Raw genomic sequence first — 22,821 nt, forward strand, 5'->3', positions numbered from 1 at the left:
GCCCACCACAACTCCATGGTCCGTCAGCGGACGTCGGCGGGGAGCAGCGCGAAGGTCAGGTCGTCCAGGCGGGTGCCGGCCAGCCCGGGCAGCCGGCCGCGCTGAAGGGCCTCGCGCCGAAAACCGACCCGCTCCAGCACCCGGTGCGAGGCGGTGTTGTCCGGCACCGTGCCGGCCGACAGCCGGGCGACACCGGCCGAGCCGAACGCCCAGCCCGCGAGCAACCGGACCGCTCGCGTCGCGTACCCCCGGCCGCGCCACTCCGGCAGCAACGCGTAGCCCACCGACGCCTCGCCGGCGGCCACGTCGGTGTACGACAAGCCGCAACTGCCCACGGGTTGGCCGCTGGCCACGTCCGTGATCAGCAACCTGGCGATCTCGCCGGTCAGCCAGCCGCTCTGCGCTTGACGACAACGCCGCTCCATCGCCTCGCGGGTCGGCGGCACCGGCGGCGCCTGGTTCGCCACCACCTCGGGTCGGCTGTGCAGCCGGTACATCAGCGCCGCGTCGTCCGGACCGAGTGGGCGCAGCGCCACCACCTCGTCGGTGAGCACCCCGCCGGGCAGGTCGGGCAGCAGCCGGGCGGCAGGGCCGGGCGGATCACCGGCGACGCGTACCCAGGCCAGCAGGTCGTGCCGGCCCGCGTCCCGGGACGCACCGGCCGACCGGCGCAGACCCTCGTAGCGGAAGCCGGCGGCCAGCGCGACCCGCTGGCTCGGACCGTTCTCCGGTTCGGTGAGCAGCTCCAGGCGGGCCGCCCCGGCGGCGAACGCGTGCTCGCTCAGTGCGCGGGTCGCCGCGGTGGCCAGCCCGCGACCGCGCGCCGCCGGTCGCATCCAGTAACCGATCTCCAGCTGACCCCGAGCGGGCACCGGGTTGTTCAGCCCCACCGCGCCGAGCAGCCGATCGGTCGCGGGGTCCGCGACGGCGTACGCCGTGCCGCCGCCGGTCCAGGCCGCCGGGGCGCCGACGTCGATCCACCAGCGGGCGTCGGTCTCGGTGTACGGCGTCGGCAGGTTCGACACGAAGCGTTGAGTCAGCGGGTCCGCGCAGCCGTCCACCACGTCGGCGCTGTCCTCCGCGCGAAACGGGCGCAGCCGCACCCCGTGCGCCTCGACGACCGGCCGCGGATTCATCCCAGATCCTTCGCGAGAAGCGCCCCGACCCACACGTCCACCCGCTCGCCCCGGTGCTGCACGCCACCCCGGGCGATTCCCTCGATCAGGAAGCCCGCCTTCTCCGCCGCCCGGCGGGAGGCGGTGTTGCCCACATTCGCCTTCCACTCGATCCGCGCCAGGCCCAACGTGCTGAAGCCCCAGGCGCTGACCGCTACCAGCGCGGCGGGCAGGTAGCCCCGGCCCCGGGCCGCCGGCGCGGTCATGAAGCCGGCGTCGGCCACCAGCGGGTCGGCGGGGGAGAGCCGCAGGTCGAGCGTGCCCGCGTACCTGTCGTCGGAGTCGGCGATCACGAAGCAGGCGGCGTCCCCCCGAGCCCAGGCGTCCCGGCCGTAAGCCTGGTAGCCCTGCGCGTCGGCGCGCTCGTACGGGTCCGGCACTGTCGTCCAGCGGATGCTCTCCGGGTCCCGACAGGTCTGCACCACGGCGTCCAGGTCCTTCTCCTCCATGGGCCGCAGCCGCAGCTCGCCGGCCCCGGTCTCGGCGAACAGAACGGGCTGCGGGCGGCCGAAGACGGCGGCCCGCAGGGCGGCGAGGGTGCCCGGTCCGGCCGGACCGGTCGACCCGGCGGCAGGCACCTCGCCGGGCAGCAGCGAGCCGATCCAGCCGTCCGCGCTGCCGGGCAGCGCCGGGTTGGCCAGCCGCAACCTGCCGTCGATCCGGAAACCGGCCCGGAGGGCCACCAGCCGGGAGGCGTGGTTGCCCACCTCGGCCTGCCAGACGAGCCGGCGAAGCCCGAGGCTGTCGAACGACCAGCGGGCCACCGCCCGGGTGGCCCGGACCGTCACGCCCCGACCACGCGCCCAGGGCGCCGTCCAGTAGCCGATCTCACCGGTGCCGTCCTTGTCGATCGAGATCAGCCCGCTGGAACCCAGCAGCTCCCCGGTGTCCGGGTCGCAGACCGCGAACGGTGCCCCGGTGCCCTCGGCCCAGGCCTTCCGGCTCATCTCGGTGACAAATCCGCTGGCGTGTTCCGGCCGGTACGGGCGCGGTACGTTGGTCCAACGCTGGATGTCCGGGTCCTGGCAGGCTCGGTGCACGGCCTCGGCGTCCGTCTCCCGCCAGGGCCGCAGCAGCAGGCCGTCCTCGATGATCTCCACGGGCTCCACTCGTGCATCCTGCCGTAGCGTTCGCCGACGGCGTAACCGGATAACGTTTGGAGCGTGCGCAGGACGCGAGTTATGTCGGGTTCGGCGGGGTCGAGCACCGCCACCAGTGACCATCGGGCCGATGGAGCGCCTACGATGGTTCGAGACTGTCTAGGGGAGCGTTGATCCGTGTCGATTCTGGAAAAGGTCCTTAACGCGGGCGAGGGCCGCATGGTGCGACGGCTCAAGGCCATCGCCGCCGCCGTCAGCTCGATCGAGGACGACTACGTCAACCTCACCGACGAGGAACTGGCCGGCATGACCGAACAGTTCCGGGAGCGGCTCGACGAGGGTGAGACCCTCGACGACCTGCTGCCGGAGGCGTTCGCGGTGGCCCGCGAGGCGGCCGCCAGGGTGCTCGGCCAGCGCCCGTACGACGTCCAGGTGATGGGTGGCGCGGCGCTGCACTTCGGCAACATCGCCGAGATGAAGACCGGTGAGGGCAAGACGCTGACCTCGGTCATGGCCGTCTACCTCAACGCGCTCTCCGGCAAGGGCGTCCACGTGATCACGGTCAACGACTACCTCGCCCAGCGTGACGCGGCGTGGATGGGCCGGGTGCACGAGTTCCTCGGGCTGACCGTCGGCGTGGTGCTGCCCAACCGGCCGGCCAGTGAGCACAAGGCCGCCTACGAGTGCGACATCACCTACGGCACCAACAACGAGTTCGGCTTCGACTACCTGCGCGACAACATGGCCTGGTCGAAGGAAGAGTTGGTGCAGCGCGGGCACAACTTCGCGGTGGTCGACGAGGTCGACTCCATCCTGATCGACGAGGCCCGCACCCCGCTGATCATCTCCGGCCCGGCCGAGCACTCCGCCCGCTGGTACGGCGAGTTCGCCGGCGTGGTGGCCCGGCTCCAGCCCGGCACCGACGGCGAGGGCGACTACGAGGTCGACCACTCCAAGCGCACCATCGCGGTGACCGAGCGGGGTGTCGCCAAGGTCGAGGACCGGCTCGGCATCGACAACCTGTACGAGTCGGTGAACACCCCGCTGGTCGGCTACCTCAACAACGCCATCAAGGCCAAGGAGCTCTACAAGCGCGACAAGGACTACATCGTCAGCGACGGTGAGGTCCTGATCGTCGACGAGTTCACCGGTCGCATCCTGCACGGCCGTCGCTACAACGAGGGCATGCACCAGGCGATCGAGGCCAAGGAGGGGGTGGAGATCAAGCAGGAGAACCAGACCCTGGCCACCATCACCCTCCAGAACTACTTCCGCCTCTACGAGAAGCTGTCCGGGATGACCGGTACGGCGCAGACCGAGGCGAGCGAGTTCAACAAGGTCTACAAGGTCGGCGTCGTGACCATCCCGACCCACCGCCCGATGGTTCGCGAGGACCGGCCGGACGTCATCTACAAGACGGAGAAGGCCAAGTTCAACGCCGTCATCGAGGACATCGCCGAGCGGCACCAGATGGGTCAGCCGGTGCTGGTGGGCACCGTCTCGGTGGAAAACTCCGAGATCCTCTCCCAATTGCTGCGCCGCCGCGGCATCCCGCACAACGTGTTGAACGCCAAGTTCCACGCCCGGGAGGCCGAGATCGTCGCCCAGGCCGGGCGTAAGGGCGCGGTCACCGTGGCGACCAACATGGCCGGCCGCGGCACCGACATCCTGCTCGGCGGCAACCCCGAGTTCCTCGCCGCGAACGAGCTGCGCCAGCGCGGCCTCGACCCGCTGGAGAACGAGGAAGAGTACGCCAAGGCGATGGAGGAGGTCCTTCCCACCTGGAAGCAGGCCTGCGACGCCGAGGCGGAAGAGGTCTCGGCGGCCGGCGGCCTCTACGTGCTCGGCACCGAGCGACACGAGTCCCGGCGGATCGACAACCAGCTGCGTGGTCGCGCCGGCCGGCAGGGCGACCCGGGCGAGTCCCGTTTCTACCTGTCCCTTCAGGACGAGCTGATGCGGCGCTTCCGGGCCGGAGCGGTCGAGGCGGTGATGGAGCGCTTCAACATCCCGGAGGACGTGCCCATCGAGTCGAAGATGGTCACCCGGCAGATCAAGAGCGCCCAGGCCCAGATCGAGGGCCAGAACGCCGAGATCCGCAAGAACGTGCTCAAGTACGACGAGGTGCTCAACAAGCAGCGCCAGGTCGTCTACGCCGAGCGGCTCCGGGTGCTCAACGGTGAAGACCTCTCCGACCAGGTCCGCAACATGATCGACGACACCGTCGAGGCGTACGTGCGGGGCGCCACCTCCGACGGCTACGGCGAAGACTGGGACCTTGAGCAGCTCTGGTCCAGCCTCAAGCAGCTCTACCCGGTCGGCGTGACGATCGAGGAGTTGGAAGAGGAGGCCGGTGGCTCCCGGGCCGGCATGGACGCCGACTTCCTGGTCGCCCGCCTCAAGGAGGACGCCAACGCCGCGTACGACAGGCGTGAGGAGCAGCTCGGCACCGAGGGGGTGCGCCAGCTCGAGCGGATGGTGCTGCTCCAGGTCATCGACCGTAAGTGGCGCGAGCACCTCTACGAGATGGACTACCTCCAGGAGGGCATCAACCTGCGGGCGTACGCCCAGCGTGACCCGGTGGTGGAATACCAGCGCGAGGGCTTCGACATGTTCGCCACCATGATGGACGGCATCAAGGAGGAGACCGTCGGTTTCCTCTACAACGTCGACGTCCAGGTGACCGAACCGGAGCCGGCGGAGGGGGCCGACGAGGTCACCCTGCTCGACAAGCCGGTGGAGATCCGGGCCAAGGGCCTCAACCAGGCGCCGCGGCGGCAGGGCCTGCAATACTCCGCCCCCACCATCGACGGTGAGGCCAGCCCGGGTGCGGTCGCCGTGGAGCAGGCCGAGCAGCAGGCTCCGGCGCTCGGTGTGGGCCGACCGGCTCCGGGTGCTCCGGCGGCACCGGGGCGGAGCGCGCCGTCCGCGCCGCAGCGGCCGGCATCCGGGCTGCGTGGCCCGGCAGTTCCGTCGGCCGCCGCCCGTCGGCCGGCACCGAACCAGGCGGAGGCGAGCAACGGTCCGTCCCGCAACGCGCCGTGCCCGTGTGGCTCGGGCCGCAAGTACAAGCGCTGCCACGGCGCCCCCAACGGCGGCAACTGACAAACAGCAGCTGCACCGACAGCGTCTGACCGACGGGTCCCGGCCGACCAGGCCGGGGCCCGTCGTTGTCGTGTGAGCCTCGCCGGCGACCGGGGCAGGTGGGGTCAGAGCACGTGCAGGGCAACGCAGAGCCAGCGGCCCCGGCGATGTTCGAGGCGCAAAGCCATCGCCCAGCTTCGGCCGCCCGCGCCGGTGAGGACGGCTGCCGCCTCCACCGCGGCGCCGCGGGGCTCACAGACCCGCAGGCGTAGCAGCCGGACCAGTGGTCGGCCGCTACGGCGGCGGGACGTCCCGGCCCGGCCGGACGCGCGGGCGAGTTCGGTCAGCAGGTCGCCCGCGCGGGCCGGGTCGAGCAGCGCCCGCACCTGGGCCGGCGAGCGGTAGCCGTTGACCACCTCCAGGCAGGTGCCGACGAAGCGGTGCGCGGCTCGGGTGGTTTCCGGTGCGGTCGACGGCGGCAACGACGCAACCGGGTGGGTGGCGGCGGACCTGCTGGGCACCGGGCGCAGAGCTGCTCGCCGCTCCGGCGGCCGGACCGGGCTGGGACGGGTGGAGGCGAACAGGTCGAGGGCGAGTTGGCCGTCGGTCGGCGCCGGCCAGTACGACCCGTCGGTCTCGTCGGCGTACGGCGGGTCGAAGGGCGGGACGGGGCGCAGCCGAACGGGTGGTCGAGAGGGACCGGGTCGCGCTCCGCTCATCATGGCCCCCTTGATCTTGCGTTTGCCTTCGTTTGCCTCCGACAGTCTCGATTCTGGGCGACAGAACAGTCTCGGTCAATGGCTTCGTGGCGGCTTCCGCCCGTCTGCTACTCGGGATCGCGGTCGACCAGCGGGTTGCTCTGCACCCAGTCTGCCGTTTCGTCATATTTGCGCGCTATGTACTCCTCCAGTCGAGCGCGCTCGACGCGCCACTGGCCGCGCCCGCCGATCTTGATCGCCGGCAGTTCGCCGCTGCGCACCATGTGGTAGACCTGCGAGTCCGACACGTTGAGTTCGGCGGCCACGTCGGAGAGCAGCAGGAACCTCGGCTCCACAGAAACTCCCGGGGTTGATGTCGTTTGGCTCAGTTTGCCACCGACAGCCCTCGCCGCCCAGCACCGCACGTGGTTGGTGGCGGACCGACCACGCGGGACACACCGGCCGGGAACTTCCTCCGGCCGGAGGCGGGGTGTATGACGGTCACGGCGTGCGGCATGATCTGCGCCCGTGCCGGCGGCCGCCGGTGGAGGACGACGCGGGGAGACGACCGGTGACCGACGAGCTTGTCCGGGTGTACGTGCCGGCGACCGTACCGATGCTGGCCCGGCTGCGTGCGGAGGGGCTGGCCGCCGATGAGGCGCACGCCGTGACTCCGGCGCTGCGCGAGTGGTACGCCGAGGGTGACGAGGAGGAGTTGGAGTACGTCGCCTTCACCCGGGCTGCCCAGGACGCCCTGCACCTGCTCCGGGCCGACCCGACCGCTCCCCGCCGCCGCGTCGTCATCTCGGTCGACCTGCCGTCGGCAGCGATCGGGCGTGGCGACGGTGAGTTGGGCTCCAGCACTGTGACGTTGACCGACGCCGTGCCGGTGGGCGCCGTCGCGGCCATCCACGTGGACGGCACGGACGCGGCCGAGCAGGTCGGCGCGGCGGCCGACGTGGTGGCCGAGGCGGCGGCTGGTGACCCGGACGCCCAGTTCACTGTCGACGGCGCCGAGGACCACGAGCTGGAGTGGTACGACGTGACGGAGCTGGACCAGCTGCTAGGCGCGACCGACTGAGCCGGGACGCCGCCCCAGCAGCAGCCGGACACCGGACGCCGGGCACGCCCACCTGGGCCGCACGCCGGCCTCGGTCAGGCGTCAGCGAGCCGGGTCGGCCTTCGCCGGGTCCGCGTCGGTCGTCTCGGCTGTGTCGTCGTCGAACGTCTCGGCCGGGTCCGCGTCGAACGCCTTGGCGTAGCCCGGCTTGTCGTCCGCCGGGTCGACCTGGTCCGCGACGGGGTTCGGGACGTGGGCCGGTTCGTCGTCGTCGCTGTGGGCCGGGCTGAGCGTGCGGCCGAACGCGATGAGCGCGGTCAGCGCCCCCACGAAGAGCACCCAGATGCCGTTGTCCACCCGCGAGGTGCCCAGCGAGGTCTGCGCCACCGCGTCCGCCTCACTGAGCGCGCTGGCAAGGTCGAGCAGCGACCGCCCGCCAACCCTGATGATCACTTCGGCGAGCAGCAGGAGGAGCCCCGGCCCGGCGCCGGCGAGCAGGTACGCCGGCCAGCGCAGCGCCGGGGCGTCGGGATCGCGGCGGACGGCTCGACGCCGTGCCCAGGTCAGGTAGCCGAAGGCCAGTAGCCCGGCGAGCAGCCCGGCGACGAGCGATTCGGTACGGGACACCCACTTGGCCGCGTTGATCAACGATTCCTGGCTGTCGCCGGAGCCGAAGAGGTCGAACAGTGGGTCCCGGGCGCGGCTGAACGCGACCACGAAGATCAGTGTGCCCAGCGCGGCGGTGACCACGGCACCGATCGCCGGGGCGGTCCGCGCGCCGGCCAGCGCGCCTCCGATGATCGCCGCGGCCGCCGTGGTGCCGGCGATCACGTTGGTGGTGGACGTGTCGAAGTAGGTGAGGTTGATGGCCACCGCGGCAGCGAGCCCGACCAGCATTCCGCCGCCGATCGCCCCGGCGAAACGCAGGGTGGCCCAGTCGCCGTACCGGCGGGCCAGCAGGTTGCCACCGGCCAGCGCGACGGCAGCGCCGGCCACCAGCGCGGCCGAGATCACGCCGGGCAGGGCGAACGCGGAGAGGCTGATCGCGGTGACCCCGGCCGCCGCCGAGGTGATGGCCTCCCGGGTGGACCAGAGCATGGCGGCCAGCCAGCCGAGCGCCAGCAGCGCGAGCACTGCGGCGCCGGGGGCGGGCAGCGGCCGACCGCCGGCGCTGGCCGCGTCGACTGCCGGCTCGTCCGACTCAGCGGCCGGGACGCGGCCGGGCTGCTTGGTCATCGTCTCCCCTTCGAGGCGGCAGGTCACCGACCATTCAGGGTACGCGGGCCCGCTGGGCTGCCTGCCGCCCCGGGACAGCGGGACGGATCGAGACCGGTCGGTAAGGGGAGGAGGGGTGGGGCGGTCCTTGGCACAGGGCGGTGGCGGAGGTGGGTCGCGCGGCCCGTCATGGGAGAATCAGGGGAGGTCCCGCCGCTGCTCGGCCTCCCGTGCGGCGTCCGGTGTCCGACCATCCGGTCGGTGCCCGCGGGTCCGGTTTCGCCACTGCTGTCGAGATCGCCAGGAGCCTTGATGGATGCCGTGTTCTCCGTTCCCGAGCCGCGCAACGAGCCGGTTCGCAACTACGAGCCGGGCAGCCCCGACCGGGACCGGCTCCAGCGGCGGCTGACCGAGCTCGCCGCCGAGCGCATCGACCTGCCGATGACCATCGGCGGTGAGCAGCGGATGGCCGGCGGTGACCCGATCAACGTGGTGCAGCCGCACAAGCACGCCCACGTGCTGGGGGTGACCGCGCACGCCACCCACGACGACGCGCGGGCCGCGACCAAGGCGGCCAAGGACGCCGCGCCGATGTGGCGGGCGCTGCCCTTCGAGGAGCGCGCCGCGATCTTCCTGCGCGCCGCCGAGCTGCTCGCCGGTCCCTGGCGGGACACGCTCAACGCCGCCACCATGCTCGGTCAGTCGAAGACCGCGATCCAGGCGGAGATCGACGCGGCGTGCGAGTTCATCGACTTCCTGCGGTTCAACGTGCACTTCGCACGTCGCCTGCTCGAGGAGCAGCCGGCGTCCTCGCCCGGCGTCTGGAACCGCTTCGACCACCGCCCGCTGGAGGGCTTCGTCTACGCGGTCACCCCGTTCAACTTCACCGCCATCGCCGGCAACCTGCCGTCGGCGCCGGCCCTGCTGGGCAACACTGTGGTCTGGAAGCCGGGCCCGACCCAGCAGTTCGCCGCGCACTTCACCATGCGGCTGTTCGAGGCCGCCGGCCTGCCGCCCGGCGTGATCAACATGGTCACCGGCCGGGGCGAGGAGGTCTCGGACGTCGTGCTCGCCGACCCGGATCTGGCCGGCATCCACTTCACCGGTTCGACGAAGGTCTTCCAGCAGTTGTGGCGGACCGTTGGCGACAACATCTCCCGTTACCGGGGCTACCCTCGCCTGGTCGGCGAGACCGGCGGCAAGGACTTCGTCGTCGCGCACACCAGCGCCGACGTGGACGCTCTGCACACCGCGCTGATCCGTGGCGCGTACGAGTACCAGGGCCAGAAGTGCTCGGCGGCGTCGCGGGCGTACGTGCCGCGCTCGATCTGGGAGGGTGGGCTGCGGGACCGGCTGGCCGCCACCGCCGACTCGCTGACCTACGGTGACGTGTCCGACTTCGGCAACTTCGGCGGTGCGGTGATCGACGACAAGGCGTTCGCCCGGCACACCGCCGCGCTCGAGTTGATCGCCAGTGACGACAGCTGCCGGGTGCTGGCCGGTGGCACCGCCGACGACTCGGTCGGCTACTTCGTGCGACCGACGCTCTTCGAGTGCGGCGACGCCGCCCACGAGACCTTCACCACCGAGTACTTCGGGCCGATCCTGGGCGTGCACGTGTTCGACGACGCCCGTTTCGACGAGGTCGTCGCGCAGGCGGAGTCGATCGCCCCGTACGCGCTGACCGGCTCGGTGTTCGCCACCGACCGCCGGGTCGTCGAGTCGGTCGGCGAGCGCATGCGGTACGCCGCCGGCAACTTCTACATCAACGACAAGCCGACCGGCGCTGTGGTCGGGCAGCAGCCCTTCGGTGGCGCCCGCGCCAGCGGCACCAACGACAAGGCCGGCTCCTGGCTGAACCTGGTCCGCTGGATCTCCCCGCGGACGATCAAGGAGACCTTCGTGCCGCCGACCGACCACACGTACCCGCACATGGGCTGACCGGCGACGACCCGCCGGCGGCGCGCGTGGGCACCGCCGGCGGGCGCCCGGAATGTGGCGATCCATCGATAGTCCTCAACGGACAGTCTGCCGCCGACAGTGCACTTAGGAAGTCCTGTCGGGTGGCAAACCGGCAAATCCTGGACGCCGGGTGCGCAAAGTGGCAGCGTAGTGGGCATGGCGGATTCCGGAGTCAACCCTACGGCGGCGGCCCTGCTCGGCCTCCTCCACGAGGGCCCGATGACAGGCGGTCAGTTGATGGCCGCCGCTGAGCGCCGTCTGGCGCCGTACTGGTCGATGACCCGCAGTCAGGTGTACCGCGAGTTGCCGGTGCTGGCTGAGCGGGGTTTCGTGCGGCTCGGCAAGCCGGGCCCGCGGATGAGCCAGCCCTACGCGCTCACCGCCAGCGGAAAACGAACGTTTTCCCGCTGGCTCGCGGAGAACCCGGGGCGGGACACCATCCGCAACCCGATAGCGCTCCGGATGGCTTTCGGCAACCTGCACTCCGCCAGCCAGCTGAAGGGCCTGTACGCCTCGGCCAACGAATACCACACCGAGGCCCTCGCCCAGGTCCGGGAGCAGGTGAAGAACGCCAAACGGGACGGCGAGACGTACGACGCCAGCGCGCTGGAGTTCGCCGTCGCCTACCACCGGGCGGCCCTGTCGTGGTTGAAGTCCGCCCCCGTCGGGTGACGGTCAGCGGGTTCGCGCATAGGGAACGAGCTGCTCCGCTCCCGGCACAGTACGCTTGTCTGTCGTGACCGCTGCCGATTACGCCGAACAGCTCAAGGAACTCGACGCGACCCTGCGAAACATCGAGGCCGTCCTCAACCTCGACCGGCTCCACGAGGACAAGGCCCGCCTGGAGCAGGAGGCCTCCGCTCCCGACCTGTGGGACGACCAGGCCAAGGCCCAGCAGGTGACCTCGCAGCTGTCGTACGTCAACGGCGAGATCAGCAAGCTGGGCAGCCTGCGTTCCGGCCTCGACGACGCCCAGGTTCTGCTGGAGCTGGCCGAGGCCGAGGCCGACCCGGGTGTGCTGACCGAGGTCGAGTCGGAGATCACCGGGCTGACCAAGGCCATCCAGGAGATGGAGGTCCGCACCCTGCTCTCCGGCGAGTACGACTCGCGGGAGGCGCTGGTCGCCATCCGGGCCGGCGCGGGTGGCGTGGACGCCGCGGACTTCGCCGAGATGCTGCTGCGGATGTACCTGCGCTGGGCGGAGCGGCACGGCTACCCGACCGAGGTCTACGAGACCTCGTACGCCGAGGAGGCGGGCCTGAAGTCGGCCACCTTCGCGGTCAAGGTGCCCTACGCGTACGGCACGCTGAGCGTCGAGTCGGGCACGCACCGGCTGGTCCGGATCAGCCCGTTCGACAACCAGGGTCGTCGGCAGACAAGCTTCGCGGGCGTCGAGGTTCTGCCGGTCACCGAGCAGACCGACCACATCGACATCCCGGAGAACGAGGTTCGGGTGGACGTCTACCGCTCCTCCGGGCCGGGTGGGCAGAGCGTCAACACCACCGACTCGGCGGTGCGCCTGACGCACATCCCGACCGGCATCGTGGTGACCTGCCAGAACGAGAAGTCCCAGTTGCAGAACAAGGCCTCAGCGCTGCGGGTGCTCCAGGCCCGACTGCTGGAGCGCAAGCGCCAGGAGGAGCAGGCCAAGCTCGAAGGGCTCAAGGAGAACGCGGCCGGCTCGTGGGGCGACCAGATGCGCTCCTACGTCCTGCACCCGTATCAGATGGTGAAGGATCTCCGAACCGAGCAGGAGACCGGCAATCCGAGCGCGGTCTTCGACGGCGAGTTGGACGGTTTCATCGAGGCGGGCATCCGTTGGCGCAAGCAGCGGCAGATCGCTGGCGACGGTGCGTGACGGTGCGCGGGCGGAGCGCGTCGTCGATCTCCAGGTAGAAGCCTGATTCGACGACTCGTGCCGGATCGGCGGGGCGTGGGGCTTGGCTCAGTTGTTACACCGCGTAGACTCACCACCCGTGATTCAGCTTGAGCAAGTGACGAAGACGTACCCGAAGGCGTCCCGGCCTTCGCTCGACAACGTGTCCGTCTCGATCGAGAAGGGCGAGTTCGTCTTCTTCATCGGTCCATCCGGCTCCGGCAAGTCCACGATCATCAAAATGCTGCTGCACGAGGTGGCCCCCAACAAGGGGCGCGTCGTCGTCAACGGCAAGGACGTCACGTCGATGCGCTCCTGGAAGCGACCCCACTTCCGGCGCTCGATCGGCTGCGTCTTCCAGGACTTCCGGCTGCTGCCCAACCGCACCGCCTACGAGAACGTGGCGTTCGCCCTCGAGGTGATCGGCAAGACGAAGGCGGTTGCCCGCCGGGTCGTGCCGGAGGTGCTGGAGCTGGTCGGGCTCGGTGGCAAGGAGCACCGCTACCCGCACGAGCTCTCCGGTGGTGAGCAGCAGCGGGTCGCCGTCGCCCGGGCGTTCGTGAACCGTCCGCTGATCCTGCTGGCGGACGAGCCCACCGGAAACCTGGACCCGGACACCTCGATTGAGATCATGCGCCTGCTGGACCGGATCAACCGCACCGGCACGACCGTCGTGATGGTCACCCACGACTCCAACATCGTGAACCAGATGCGCCGCCGCGTCGTTGAGATTGAGAGCGGTCGCATCGTGCGTGACCAGGCCCGCGGCGTCTACGGGTGAGCCGGCGCTCCACCCCTGCGCAGCCTGACGACGAACACCTCATGCCGGAGACCCGGAGGAAATCCCGATGCGCGTGAAATACGTCCTGTCCGAGGTACTGGTCGGACTGTGGCGCAACGTGACCATGTCCATCGCGATGATCATCACGATGGCGGTCTCGCTGACCATGCTCGGCGCCAGCGGTCTCATGTACCGCCAGGTCGACGACATGAAGGACCTCTACTACAAGAACATCCAGGTCTCGATCTTCATGGAGCAGGAGGTGAGCGAGCAGCAGCGCACCGACCTGCAGACCAAACTCGACAGCGACCCCCTGGTCAAGGAGGTCATCTACGTCGACAAGGCCCAGGCGTACGAGCGCTTCAAGTCGATGTACCAGGACGCGCCGGACCTGGTCAACGCGGTCAAGCCGGACCAGCTGCCCGAGTCGTTCCGGCTCACACTGAACAACCCGGAGCAGTACAAGAGCGTCTACGACCAGTACAAGGACACTGAGGGTGTCGAGGAGATCGTCGACCAGAGTCGACTGCTCGACAAGATCTTCAACATCCTCACCGCGATCCAGAACATCGCCCTGGCCGCCGCCATCGTGATGGCGGTCGCCGCCCTGCTGCTGGTCGCGAACACCATTCAGGTGGCCGCGTACAGCAAGCGGCGTGAGGTTGCGGTCATGAAGCTGGTCGGCGCGTCCAACTGGTTCATCCAGGCGCCGTTCGTGCTGGAGGCCGTGGTGGCCGGCCTGATCGGTTCACTGCTCGGTCTGGTGGCCCTGGTCGCGGCGAAGTATCTGCTCTTCGACGGGTCGTTGAGCGCGTTGCAGGGTCTGCTCTCGCCGATCACCTGGGGCGACATCCTGTTCATCTTCCCGCTGATGGCTGGCGTCGGTGGTCTGGTCAGCGCGGGCACCGCCTGGATCACCCTGCGCTTCTACCTGCGGGTCTAGGCGCCGTACGGGTCGTCCCGTCGTCTCCCGAGGACCCTCCCGCAGCCGGAAATAAACGGCGCGGGAGGGTCCTTGTCATTCAGGTAGCATGATCGGTTGTCCGGCCGGGGCGAGCCCGGCCGCGGACGCCAGGAGAGGGGGTGGCACCGATGCCACGGGAAAAGGGGCGCAAGGTGGTCGCCTCCAACAAGAAGGCGCGTCACGACTACGCCATCTTCGACACGTACGAGGCGGGCATGGCGCTGACCGGCACCGAGGTCAAGTCGCTGCGGGCCGGGCGAGCGTCACTTGTCGACGCCTTCGCGCAGGAACGTGACGGCGAGTTGTTCCTGCACGCGATGCACATCCCGGAGTACACCCAGGGCACCTGGACCAACCATGAGCCTCGGCGTACCCGCAAGCTGCTGCTCAACCGGGGCGAGATCGACAAGCTCCTCGGCAAGACCCGTGAGGGCGGTTTCACCGTCGTCCCGTTGCAGGTCTACTTCTCGGACGGCTGGGCCAAGGTCGAGATCGCCCTGGCCAAGGGCAAGAAGTCGTACGACAAGCGTCAGGACCTCGCCAAGCGGGACGCGGACCGGGAGATCGCCCGGGTGTCCGGTCGGCGCGGCAAGGGCATGGACGACTAGTTAATCCCGTTTGTCCGGGTCGGCGTGCCGGCCCGGGGCTCGGGATGAAAGCTGTTGCGGCAGGCGTTAGTCTTGTCAGTGCCGCCACATCGGCGGCCTGTCGAGGGGGTGACTGGTTTCGACTTCGTACGCAGCGACAGGGGAAGCGAGCCGAGGAAGCCGACGTCGTCTCGAGAATCGGTCGTCGGAAACTTATAAGCGCCAAGCAAAATCGCGCTGACTTCGCTCTCGCCGCCTGAGGCGAGTAGCTAAGTCTGTCGGCCTGGGAACGCCTTCGTCCCAGTAGCCGGCATCAGCTAGGAGGCTGGCCAATCGGACCCGGTCGCGGGGTCCGTGCGGCGAGATTAATCAGCGACTGGGCCCGTCACACCAACTTGCTCGCGTGAGCGGTGGGGCCGAGTAGAGGCACAGCGAGCTGCGCTCGGAGAAGCCCTGACAAACCGGCGAAGGACCCGGGTTCGATTCCCGGCACCTCCACCACCTCGAACGAAGCGCCCCGGCCCACCAGCCGGGGCGCTTCGTTGTTCGCGGGGTCTTACGCTGCCCCCTGTGACCAACCAGGAGCTGCGCCTGTCGGTCGGCCCGTCGCCCGGCCGGCGCGTCGTGGCGGTGGTGTTCGGCGTCCTGCTCACCGCCGTCGGCGCGGCGTTCGTGGCACTGCCCCTCGTCGCCGACGGGCTGTTGCGCCGACTGACCGGCCCGGGTGACGCGTTCGCCTCCTATGAGGAGGCCCGCGACCTGCCACCGGGGCTGCTGCCGCCCGGGCTACGCGACTCCGCCGACCCGAACCAGTCCGGTCCCAGCCCGTTCGTCGGCCTGTGTGGCCTGCCCTTCGTCCTGCTCGGCCTCTACCTGGTGCTGCGGGTGCTCCGCACGGCCGCCTGGCTGGAGGGCAGCCGGGTGCGGGTACGCGGCGCGCTGCGCACCCGCACCGTCGACCTCGTCACCGCCCGGATCGAGTCCGGCGCGGTGTCGTACCGCGAGGCGGGCGACGACGGTCCGGCCGGCGAACCGCAGGTGCGGGCCATTCTCGCGACCGACCCGGGGAGTGCCCGGAGGGTCACGATCCCGCTGCGCGGCATGGGGCTGCCCGTCCTGCCGCCGTCCGAGCTGCGGGCGCTGGCCGAGGCGATCACGACGGGTCGACCGGGCGACGAGCGGGCCGGCGACGCGCGCGCCGTGGCCGAGCACCTGCGCCGGCTGGCAGAGCGCCCGTCGACCGACTGAGGCTGCCGTCCGTCCCAGGAGGCTCGTGCGGCCCTGGGGGCCTTCACCAGGGTGGCTGGTGGGGTCAGTGGGTTCAACGGGGCAGATGAGACGGCTCAGGGCCCTGGACAGAGCGGGCCGGGCAGCCTCACCATCGCGGTATGGGGTAGCAGCGCCGCCGCGCGGGAGGTGCCAATGGTCACCGGTCCGGTCCAGCAGCCGTCAGTCGTCGCCCGAGGGCGCGTCGCGCATCCGGCGGGGCTCCCCGCCGATCCACATTCCATCGGTCTACCCGGCGCGCCGCGTCCGGCCGGCCTCGCCGGCGACGTGCACGCCCTCGGCCGGGCCGTCGCCGTCGCCAGCACCGAGCCGCGCTGGCGCGAAGAGGTTCTCCTTCGGCTGCGTCCGGTGCGCCGGGGCTTCGCCGAGCACGTCCGGGCCACCGAGGGCCCCACCGGCCTCTACCGGGAGTTGCTCACCCAGTCGCCGCGACTGGACCACGGGGTGCGGCTGCTGACCCGGGAGCACGTGGCGATCGTCGCCGCGATCCTGGCGGTCCAGCAGATCGCCGAGCGGCCCGAGGCGCACCCCGATGAGCTGCGACACCGGGCCGGGCACCTGCTGCGGCGGTTGGCCCGGCATCGGCGGCGCGGCGCCGACCTGCTGTGGGAGGCGTACCAGACGGATCTGGGTGGCGAGACCTGAGCCCGGTCGGGAACCGGCCGGTCGGCGGAGGCGTCGAACCGTACATGAATCGGCCTGCCCTGCTGCTCGTACTCCCGTTGCTGCTCGTGACGGGCTGTGCCGCGACCGACTCCGGTCCGGCCGGCGGCCCGCCCAGCCCGACGCACGGGACGGAGGCGTTCGACCAGCGGGCCGTTCAGGTCGCCGAGGCGTGGCGGCCCGGCCCCGACTGGCGTACGGGCTACGTGCCGTTGGAGGGGCCGACAGTGCTCACCGGTGACCCGGGCTTCACCCCCGAGACCGAGGCGGCGTTCCGGGCCGGGTGGTACCGCGCGCAGGTCGGAATACCGCCCACCCGGGTCGGCGGCGAGATCCAGTTCCCGGACGGACGGTTGAGGCTGCCGTTGGTCAGCGCCGCCGAGGCGTACCGGCAGCTCGACCAGGGTGACCCACTGCCCTGCCCGGGGCGGCCGAAGCAGCCCGGTCGGCCCACCCCCGGCGGCCCCACGGTCGAACCGGGGCCCGACGGGTGGGCCACGAGCAGCACCCAGACCGCCTGTCTCCCGCTCACCGTCACCGCTGTCACGTTCGGCGCCGTGCCGGTGCGCACGAGCCGGGGGGTGGCACAGGTCCCGGCCTGGCTGTTCACCATCAAGGAGCTGGCCACCCCGGTGGTCCGGCTCGCCGTCGCGCCGACGGCGGTCACCCCCGTCCCCGAGCCGACCACGCCGGCCCGGCCGCTGCCGGACGGGTTGGTGGCGGCCCAGAACCTGGCCGCCGTCGACGACGCCCGGCTGACAGTGCGCCTCGGCGTCGGCGCGTGCGACACCGGGATCACGCCCTTGGTGTGGGAACGGCCGGACGTCGTGGTGGTCGGTGGCGGCGTCACCCGGGCCACCGGCGAATGTATCGACCTGCTGAAACTGGAGCCGGTCACCGTAACCCTCGCGGCGCCGCTGGGCAGCCGGCCGGTGCTGGACGTCTTCAGCGGTGCCCCGCTGGCGATCGCACCGCGCTGACCCGGCTCAGAGGATGCTGGGCACGTCGGTGCTGATCGGCACCGGCAACACAGTGGGCCGGTCGGCGCGCAGCCCGGCGGAGAGCGCCGCGCCGAGCTGATCGGGGGTCTCCACCACCTGCGTGGCACAGCCGTAGCCGGCCGCGATCGCGACGACGTCCAACCCCGGCAGGTCCAGGCCGGGCACCCCGGGAGTGTGCTTCAGCTCGGCGAACGCCTTGAGGATCGCGTACTGCTGGTTGACCGGGACGACGACCACCACCGGCAGTGCCAGGCGCGCGGCCGTCCAGAGCGCCTGCACCGAATAGTGGAAGGAGCCGTCGCCGATCACCGCCACCACCGGGCGGCCGCGCCCGGTGTCCCGCTCGGCCAGTGCGATGCCGACCGCCGCCGGCAGGCCGTAGCCGAGGCCGCCGCTGGCCATCGTGAAGTACGACGCCGGGCGGGTGATCCGTAGCTGACGACGCAGCGCGGACAGATTGGACGGTGACTCCTGGACCAGCACGCCGTCGGTCGGCCAGTGTGCGGCCAGCGCGGCGAACAGGGCGTCGGCGCTCAGCGGGGTGCCGACCTCCGGCGGTGGCAGTGCGTCCCGTCGCGTCGGTGCCGGTCGGCCGCTCGGCGGCACCCCTTCGACCAGCGCGGCCAGGGCCAGCCCCGGGTCGCTGAGCAGGCTGTCACCGACCGGCGCTCGCGCGGCCTCGTCGGGGTCGTCGGTGATGTGCAGCAGTCGGGCGCCGTCGGGCAGGTGCCCGCCCGGCACGTACGGGTAGTAGCGGAACACCGGGGCGCCGACGACCAGCACCGTGTCGTGCCCGCGCAGCGCCTCGGCGAGCGGACCGATCGCGTACGGCAGCACGCCGCGAAAGTGCGGGTGGTCCTCGGGGAACACCGCCCGCTCGGTGGCGGGAGCCGACCAGACCGGCGCGGCGAGCCGCTCCGCCAGCGCGACAGCGGTCGACCAACTCGCGGAGCGGTCCACCCCCGGCCCGTACACGAGGGCCGGGTTGCGGCTGCCGGCCAGCACCCGGACGAACTCCTCCAACCGCTGGGGGTCCGGCGCGAACCGGGTGGCCACCGTTCGCGGCGCGGGCGGCGGGTCGGCTGGCTGGGCCCAGTCGTCCATCGGCAGGGAGAGGAAGACCGGCCCGGCCGGTGGCTGCACCGCAGTCGCGTACGCCCGCAGCATCGCCGCGGGGATGTCCTGCGCGCGGGCCGGCTCGTAGGCCCACTTCACGTAGGGCTGCGGAAGCTCGGTGGGTCGGCGGCTGGCCAGCCGGGGTTCCAGGAGCAGCATCTCCCGGGTCTGCTGGCCGGCGGTGACGATCAGCGGGGTCTTGTTGTGCCAGGCGGTGACCAGGTTGCCCATGCCGTTGCCGGTGCCCGGGGCGGTGTGCAGGTTGACGTGGGCGGGCACTCCGCTGGCCTGGGCGTAGCCGTCGGCCATCGCGACGGCCGTCGCCTCGTGCAGCGCGTGGACGTAGTGGAAGTCGGCGGGGAAGTCCTGGAGGAACGGCTCCTCGGTGGAGCCGGGGTTGCCGAAGACAGTGGTCATGCCGAGGGTGCGGAGCACGTCGTACGTCGCGTCCCGGACAGTTGCCATCGCCACCCGCCTCCGTCTCGCGGGCAGGGGCAACCGCGTTCGCCCTCCCGATCAGCCGAATCTATCGGGATGTGACGGACGTTTCGGGCGTTTCTCGGCCGCCGGTGGTCCCGATCGGTCGATCACCGGGAGGTCCGCCGTCGGGTGCCTCGGCCCTTCGTCTTAACTGTCCGATCACCCGCCGGTCAGACCTTAGCCAGCACCCAGCACGCAGGCTATGGTGCCAGGCATGGCGTTGACAGGGCGGCTGAACCCGATGCGGTGGGCGGATCCGGTCGATGACCGGCGCCCGGCGCGGGCTCACGGTTGACGGGTGTGTGGCATGCAGGGAGAGGGCCAGGCGATCGGCGGACGAGCGATGGAGTCGATGACCGGGCGGCTGCTGGTCGCGACTCCGGCGCTCAAGGACCCGAACTTCGACCGTACGGTCGTGCTGCTGGTCGCCCACGAGCCGGGCGGCGCGCTCGGTGTGGTGCTGAACCGGGCCACCGAGGTGCCGGTGGCCGAGGTGCTCGGTGACTGGAGTGACCTGGCCCGCCACCCGGCGGTGCTCTTCGAGGGTGGCCCGGTGCAGCCCGACTCGGCCATCTGCCTCGCCCGGATGCGGCACCCCATGCGCCGGGTGAAGGGCTTCCACCAGGTTTCCGGGGCGGTCGGCACTATCGACCTCTCGGTCGACCCGGAGCGGCTGCGGGAGAGCATCGGCGGCATCCGGGTCTTCGCCGGCTACTCCGGCTGGGGCAGCGGCCAGTTGGAGCAGGAGATCGCCGACGGGTCCTGGTTCGTGCTGGACGGGCTCCCCGGGGACGCCTTCGTCGACCGGCCCGACGACCTGTGGCCGATGGTGCTGCGCCGGCAGGGCGGGATGATGGCCGCCGTCGCGCACTTCCCGCCGGACGTGGCGCTCAACTGACCCGGCCGGCGGGGGACCCCGCGAGATGACCATGCGGGCCGGTCTGTGTATAGTTTCCCAGTGCCCGGGCGACCGGACGACAGCAAGGGGCCGTGGCGCAGCTGGTAGCGCACCACACTGGCAGTGTGGGGGTCAGGGGTTCGAGTCCCCTCGGCTCCACCCTTGAGAAACGCCCTGGTCGGGACAATCCGACCAGGGCGTTTTGCTGCGCCGTCGAAGCCGCGGCTACCGAACGATCGGTGACCACTCCCGCTGACTGGCGATCGTCACTCCGGGGGTGCGGTAATAGGGGTCCTCGGCGACGACAGCGGCGAACGCTTCGGCGTCCGCGACGTCGAAGATCAGCAGTGCTCCGGAGTCGTCGGCGAACGGCCCGGCCATGACCAGACGGCCCTCCTGGCGCAGGGCCTGGAGACGCTCCCGGTGCGCCGGTCGGGCGGCGAGCCGGTCGGGTTCGTCGCCGAAGGACAGCTCCAAGATGAACACCGGTTCCTCCTCATCGGGGCGATCTTTCGAAGCACCCTAGTCGATCCGCCGGACTGCCCCAGCACACGCAAAACGCCCCGACCGGATGACCCGGTCAGGGCGTTGGCGATTGGATGTCCGGTAAGGGCTGAGTCAGCCCTGACGGCTCTTCCACTGCGGGTTGGCGCGATTCACCACGACCACCCGGCCGCGACGGCGGACCACCACCGAACCCGGCTTCTGCTTCAGTGCACGCAACGAGCTACGTACCTTCATGTCTGCCTCCTCGGTGCAAGCGGTTCCGAGTATCGAAACGCCACACCCACCCGCAGGATTCCCGGCCGGTCAGCGTCGAACCTTTGCCGTCTCCCGGCCGTACCAGTGGGCGGAGGTCATCCTCATGCCCGTACGTCGGCTCCTCGCCACGGTGCTGGTCGCTGCCGCGACCGTGCCCCTGGCCGCCACGCCCGCCGCCGCCCACGGCGCCCCGACCGACCCGATCAGTCGCGCGGCGGCCTGTGGCCCCGAGGGCCGGTACGCGGCCACCAGCGCCTGCCGGGCGGCGGTCAAGGCCGGCGCGGCGGTCCGCGAATGGGACAACGTGCGAGTTTCCACGATCAACGGGCGAGATCGGGAACGGATTCCGGACGGTGAGCTGTGCAGCGGCGGACTGTCCGCGTACCGGGGACTGGACCTGCCCCGTACCGACTGGCCCAGCACCACGCTGACCACCGGCGCGACGTTCACCTTCCGGTACCGGACCACCATCGAGCACCGGGGCACCTTCCGGCTCTACGTCACCACGCCGGCCTACGACCCCCGTAAGAAGCTGACCTGGGCGGATCTGGAGTCGCGCCCGTTTCTGACGCTGACCGACCCGCCGGTGCGGGCCGGGGCGTACCAGTTGGCGGGCCGGCTGCCGGCGGGCCGCAGCGGGCGACACCTGATCTACACGATCTGGCAGAACTCCAACACGCCGGACACCTACTACTCCTGCTCGGACGTGGTGTTCCGTGGTGCCAAGGCCACCGGTGCCAAGGCCACCGGCACCCCGGCGAAGGCCGGCGCGACGAAGAGCGCGGCGGCTGCTCCGCGTGCCGCAGCGAGTGGGCCGGCCGTCACCGAGACGGCGGTGGCGGCGGCGGCCGACCCGGGCGTGCCGGTGGCGTCGGTGACCAACCTCGGCGGCCGGTGGCCGGTGCTGGCCGGCGCCGCCGCCGTGCTGGTCCTGGCGCTGCTGCTGATCGGTGCCGGACGGCGACGTCGCAGCGCCGCCGCACCGGTGGGCCGGCAGTGCGAGGTGCGCAACCACCGGGCCGGGCGGCGCCGGATCTGGTGATCCGACCCGCCCGGGGACCCGACGGGGTTCAGCCCAGGTGGCGCTCGATCTCGGTCAACTCGTCGGCCGTGAAGTCGAGGTTGTCCAGCGCGGCGATGTTCGTCTCCAACTGCTCGACGCTGCTCGCCCCGATGATCAGGCTGGTCATCCGCGGGTCACGCAGCGCCCAGGCCAACGCGAGCTGAGCGAGGGACTGGCCGCGCCGCTCGGCGACCGCGCCGAGCCCACGGATGGTGGCCATCTTCTCCTCGCTGAGGTCGCTCTCGTTGAGGAAGACGCTGGTGCGAACCCGCGAGTCGGCCGGAATGCCGCCCAGGTAACGGTCGGTCAGCAGGCCCTGGGCCAGCGGGCTGTACGCGATGCAGCCCGCACCGACCTGCTCCAGCGTGTCGAGCAGGCCGTCGGACTCGGTCCAGCGGTTGAGCATCGAGTACGACGGCTGGTTGATCAGCAGCGGCGTACCCAGCTCACGCAGGATCGCGGCGGCGCGCGTGGTCTGCTCCGAGTTGTAGTTCGAGATGCCGACGTAGAGCGCCTTGCCGGAGCGGACGATGGCGTCGAGCGCCCCCATCGTCTCCTCAAGGGGGGTGTCCGGGTCGAACCGGTGCGAGTAGAAGATGTCGACGTAGTCCAGCCCCATCCGGCCCAGCGACTGGTCCAGCGACGAGATCAGGTTCTTGCGCGAGCCCCACTCACCGTACGGGCCGGGCCACATCAGGTACCCGGCCTTGCTGGAGATGACCAACTCGTCCCGGTACGGCTTCAGGTCGGTGGCGAGCATCCGGCCGAAGTTCTCCTCCGCCGAACCGGGCGGCGGGCCGTAGTTGTTGGCCAGGTCGAAGTGGGTGACACCCAGGTCGAAGGCGCGGCGGACGATGTCGCGCTGCCGTTCGAACGGGCGGTCCGGACCGAAGTTGTGCCACAGCCCGAGCGAGACGGCAGGCAGCCGCAGGCCACTGCGTCCGCTGCGCCGGTAGGTCATGGTGTCGTAGCGGTCATCCGCGGCGAGGTAAGTCACGATCATGAGCCTAGCTCCGGCCCAGCGTGGTGCGGATCGGGCGTGGAAACCG

Annotated in this window: 22 protein-coding genes, 1 tRNA gene and 1 other RNA gene; 15 read left to right on the forward strand and 9 right to left on the reverse strand. The window is 70.9% G+C overall.

Annotated features, from left to right (window positions below; all coding sequences use genetic code 11):
• Positions 1-23: 23 nt before the first annotated feature.
• Together KBX08_RS17245 and KBX08_RS17250 are read right to left on the reverse strand one after the other, a co-directional pair.
• Positions 24-1,136 (reverse strand): GNAT family N-acetyltransferase, encoded by a 1,113-nt coding sequence (locus tag KBX08_RS17245; RefSeq protein ID WP_210784509.1) that lies wholly within the window; start codon positions 1,134-1,136, stop codon positions 24-26.
• Positions 1,133-2,284 carry a GNAT family N-acetyltransferase gene (locus KBX08_RS17250; RefSeq protein ID WP_210784510.1) on the reverse strand — a complete coding sequence of 384 codons (1,152 nt, stop codon included), beginning with the start codon at positions 2,282-2,284 and terminating at the stop codon, positions 1,133-1,135. The genes KBX08_RS17245 and KBX08_RS17250 overlap by 4 nt, the downstream gene beginning before the upstream one ends.
• Positions 2,285-2,452: 168 nt before the next feature.
• Between KBX08_RS17250 and secA the strand changes: the two genes are divergently transcribed.
• The gene (secA, locus tag KBX08_RS17255; protein ID WP_210784511.1) at positions 2,453-5,380 is read left to right on the forward strand and encodes a preprotein translocase subunit SecA; all 2,928 of its coding nucleotides are present in this window, start codon (positions 2,453-2,455) and stop codon (positions 5,378-5,380) included.
• A 104-nt stretch (positions 5,381-5,484) separates the two neighbouring features.
• Here the strand turns inward: secA and KBX08_RS17260 are convergent, their stop codons facing one another.
• Positions 5,485-6,081 carry an Rv3235 family protein gene (locus tag KBX08_RS17260; RefSeq protein WP_210784512.1) on the reverse strand — a complete coding sequence of 199 codons (597 nt, stop codon included), beginning with the start codon at positions 6,079-6,081 and terminating at the stop codon, positions 5,485-5,487.
• Between the two features lie 104 nt (positions 6,082-6,185).
• The gene (locus KBX08_RS17265; protein WP_030490852.1) at positions 6,186-6,413 is read right to left on the reverse strand and encodes a helix-turn-helix domain-containing protein; all 228 of its coding nucleotides are present in this window, start codon (positions 6,411-6,413) and stop codon (positions 6,186-6,188) included.
• 215 nt (positions 6,414-6,628) lie between these two features.
• Here KBX08_RS17265 and KBX08_RS17270 point away from each other — a divergent pair, with 215 nt between their 5' ends.
• Entirely contained in the window at positions 6,629-7,138 is a 510-nt protein-coding gene (locus tag KBX08_RS17270) for a hypothetical protein (RefSeq protein WP_210784513.1), read from the forward strand.
• A gap of 81 nt (positions 7,139-7,219) precedes the next feature.
• Here the strand turns inward: KBX08_RS17270 and KBX08_RS17275 are convergent, their stop codons facing one another.
• Complete coding sequence (locus tag KBX08_RS17275; RefSeq protein ID WP_247669547.1) at positions 7,220-8,353, reverse strand: hypothetical protein; 1,134 nt, start codon at positions 8,351-8,353, stop codon at positions 7,220-7,222.
• A 291-nt stretch (positions 8,354-8,644) separates the two neighbouring features.
• Between KBX08_RS17275 and pruA the strand changes: the two genes are divergently transcribed.
• The 10 genes from pruA (at position 8,645) to KBX08_RS17325 (ending at position 17,432) form a co-directional block, all read left to right on the forward strand.
• On the forward strand, positions 8,645-10,273 hold the full coding sequence (gene pruA / locus KBX08_RS17280; RefSeq protein WP_210784514.1) for an L-glutamate gamma-semialdehyde dehydrogenase: 1,629 nt from the start codon (positions 8,645-8,647) through the stop codon (positions 10,271-10,273).
• 177 nt (positions 10,274-10,450) lie between these two features.
• The gene (locus KBX08_RS17285) at positions 10,451-10,966 is read left to right on the forward strand and encodes a PadR family transcriptional regulator (RefSeq protein ID WP_091393967.1); all 516 of its coding nucleotides are present in this window, start codon (positions 10,451-10,453) and stop codon (positions 10,964-10,966) included.
• 64 nt (positions 10,967-11,030) lie between these two features.
• Positions 11,031-12,152, forward strand: a complete 1,122-nt coding sequence (prfB, locus tag KBX08_RS17290) for a peptide chain release factor 2 (protein ID WP_210784515.1) — start codon at positions 11,031-11,033, stop codon at positions 12,150-12,152.
• A 118-nt stretch (positions 12,153-12,270) separates the two neighbouring features.
• Positions 12,271-12,951: a cell division ATP-binding protein FtsE gene (gene ftsE, locus KBX08_RS17295; protein ID WP_030331491.1), complete on the forward strand. Its 681-nt coding sequence runs from the start codon at positions 12,271-12,273 to the stop codon at positions 12,949-12,951.
• Between the two features lie 67 nt (positions 12,952-13,018).
• On the forward strand, positions 13,019-13,894 hold the full coding sequence (gene ftsX / locus KBX08_RS17300; RefSeq protein WP_210784516.1) for a permease-like cell division protein FtsX: 876 nt from the start codon (positions 13,019-13,021) through the stop codon (positions 13,892-13,894).
• Between the two features lie 149 nt (positions 13,895-14,043).
• A complete protein-coding gene (gene smpB, locus KBX08_RS17305) occupies positions 14,044-14,523 on the forward strand; it encodes an SsrA-binding protein SmpB (protein ID WP_210784517.1) in 480 nt (159 codons plus the stop codon).
• A gap of 104 nt (positions 14,524-14,627) precedes the next feature.
• Positions 14,628-15,003, forward strand: a transfer-messenger RNA (tmRNA) gene (ssrA, locus tag KBX08_RS17310).
• Between the two features lie 69 nt (positions 15,004-15,072).
• Positions 15,073-15,750, forward strand: a complete 678-nt coding sequence (locus tag KBX08_RS17315) for a hypothetical protein (RefSeq protein ID WP_210784518.1) — start codon at positions 15,073-15,075, stop codon at positions 15,748-15,750.
• Between the two features lie 174 nt (positions 15,751-15,924).
• Positions 15,925-16,434, forward strand: coding sequence for a hypothetical protein (locus KBX08_RS17320; RefSeq protein ID WP_210784519.1), 510 nt, complete (start codon positions 15,925-15,927; stop codon positions 16,432-16,434).
• 44 nt (positions 16,435-16,478) lie between these two features.
• Complete coding sequence (locus KBX08_RS17325) at positions 16,479-17,432, forward strand: hypothetical protein (protein ID WP_210784520.1); 954 nt, start codon at positions 16,479-16,481, stop codon at positions 17,430-17,432.
• A 6-nt stretch (positions 17,433-17,438) separates the two neighbouring features.
• On the opposite strand, the gene mdlC is transcribed toward KBX08_RS17325, so the two are convergent.
• Entirely contained in the window at positions 17,439-19,034 is a 1,596-nt protein-coding gene (gene mdlC, locus KBX08_RS17330) for a benzoylformate decarboxylase (RefSeq protein ID WP_210784521.1), read from the reverse strand.
• Between the two features lie 322 nt (positions 19,035-19,356).
• Between mdlC and KBX08_RS17335 the strand changes: the two genes are divergently transcribed.
• Entirely contained in the window at positions 19,357-19,947 is a 591-nt protein-coding gene (locus KBX08_RS17335) for a YqgE/AlgH family protein (RefSeq protein WP_112582369.1), read from the forward strand.
• A gap of 86 nt (positions 19,948-20,033) precedes the next feature.
• Positions 20,034-20,106: transfer RNA gene (locus tag KBX08_RS17340), tRNA-Ala, on the forward strand.
• Between the two features lie 66 nt (positions 20,107-20,172).
• Here KBX08_RS17340 and KBX08_RS17345 read toward each other — a convergent pair.
• Both KBX08_RS17345 and KBX08_RS17350 read right to left on the reverse strand, forming a co-directional pair.
• A complete protein-coding gene (locus KBX08_RS17345; RefSeq protein WP_210784522.1) occupies positions 20,173-20,433 on the reverse strand; it encodes a YciI family protein in 261 nt (86 codons plus the stop codon).
• Positions 20,434-20,565: 132 nt separating this feature from the next.
• Positions 20,566-20,688 carry a 50S ribosomal protein L36 gene (locus KBX08_RS17350; RefSeq protein ID WP_030490864.1) on the reverse strand — a complete coding sequence of 41 codons (123 nt, stop codon included), beginning with the start codon at positions 20,686-20,688 and terminating at the stop codon, positions 20,566-20,568.
• A gap of 124 nt (positions 20,689-20,812) precedes the next feature.
• Between KBX08_RS17350 and KBX08_RS17355 the strand changes: the two genes are divergently transcribed.
• A complete protein-coding gene (locus tag KBX08_RS17355; RefSeq protein ID WP_210784523.1) occupies positions 20,813-21,751 on the forward strand; it encodes a lytic polysaccharide monooxygenase in 939 nt (312 codons plus the stop codon).
• 28 nt (positions 21,752-21,779) lie between these two features.
• Here the strand turns inward: KBX08_RS17355 and mgrA are convergent, their stop codons facing one another.
• Positions 21,780-22,775, reverse strand: a complete 996-nt coding sequence (gene mgrA / locus KBX08_RS17360; RefSeq protein WP_210784524.1) for an L-glyceraldehyde 3-phosphate reductase — start codon at positions 22,773-22,775, stop codon at positions 21,780-21,782.
• Positions 22,776-22,821 lie beyond the last annotated feature (46 nt).

Source organism: Micromonospora sp. H61, assembly GCF_018070325.1.
GTDB classification, from domain to species: domain Bacteria; phylum Actinomycetota; class Actinomycetes; order Mycobacteriales; family Micromonosporaceae; genus Micromonospora; species Micromonospora salmantinae.

Bases quoted from the DNA above. Each gene is read 5' to 3' on its own strand.
- KBX08_RS17245 (WP_210784509.1), bottom strand. From the start codon at position 1,136: ATGAATCCGCGGCCGGTCGTCGAGGCGCACGGGGTGCGGCTGCGCCCG.
- KBX08_RS17260 (WP_210784512.1), bottom strand. From the start codon at position 6,081: ATGATGAGCGGAGCGCGACCCGGTCCCTCTCGACCACCCGTTCGGCTG.
- KBX08_RS17275 (WP_247669547.1), bottom strand. From the start codon at position 8,353: ATGACCAAGCAGCCCGGCCGCGTCCCGGCCGCTGAGTCGGACGAGCCG.
- pruA (WP_210784514.1), top strand. From the start codon at position 8,645: ATGGATGCCGTGTTCTCCGTTCCCGAGCCGCGCAACGAGCCGGTTCGC.
- KBX08_RS17285 (WP_091393967.1), top strand. From the start codon at position 10,451: ATGGCGGATTCCGGAGTCAACCCTACGGCGGCGGCCCTGCTCGGCCTC.
- ftsX (WP_210784516.1), top strand. From the start codon at position 13,019: ATGCGCGTGAAATACGTCCTGTCCGAGGTACTGGTCGGACTGTGGCGC.
- smpB (WP_210784517.1), top strand. From the start codon at position 14,044: ATGCCACGGGAAAAGGGGCGCAAGGTGGTCGCCTCCAACAAGAAGGCG.
- KBX08_RS17320 (WP_210784519.1), top strand. From the start codon at position 15,925: ATGGTCACCGGTCCGGTCCAGCAGCCGTCAGTCGTCGCCCGAGGGCGC.
- KBX08_RS17325 (WP_210784520.1), top strand. From the start codon at position 16,479: ATGAATCGGCCTGCCCTGCTGCTCGTACTCCCGTTGCTGCTCGTGACG.
- mdlC (WP_210784521.1), bottom strand. From the start codon at position 19,034: ATGGCAACTGTCCGGGACGCGACGTACGACGTGCTCCGCACCCTCGGC.
- KBX08_RS17335 (WP_112582369.1), top strand. From the start codon at position 19,357: ATGCAGGGAGAGGGCCAGGCGATCGGCGGACGAGCGATGGAGTCGATG.
- KBX08_RS17350 (WP_030490864.1), bottom strand. From the start codon at position 20,688: ATGAAGGTACGTAGCTCGTTGCGTGCACTGAAGCAGAAGCCGGGTTCG.
- KBX08_RS17355 (WP_210784523.1), top strand. From the start codon at position 20,813: ATGCCCGTACGTCGGCTCCTCGCCACGGTGCTGGTCGCTGCCGCGACC.
- mgrA (WP_210784524.1), bottom strand. From the start codon at position 22,775: ATGATCGTGACTTACCTCGCCGCGGATGACCGCTACGACACCATGACC.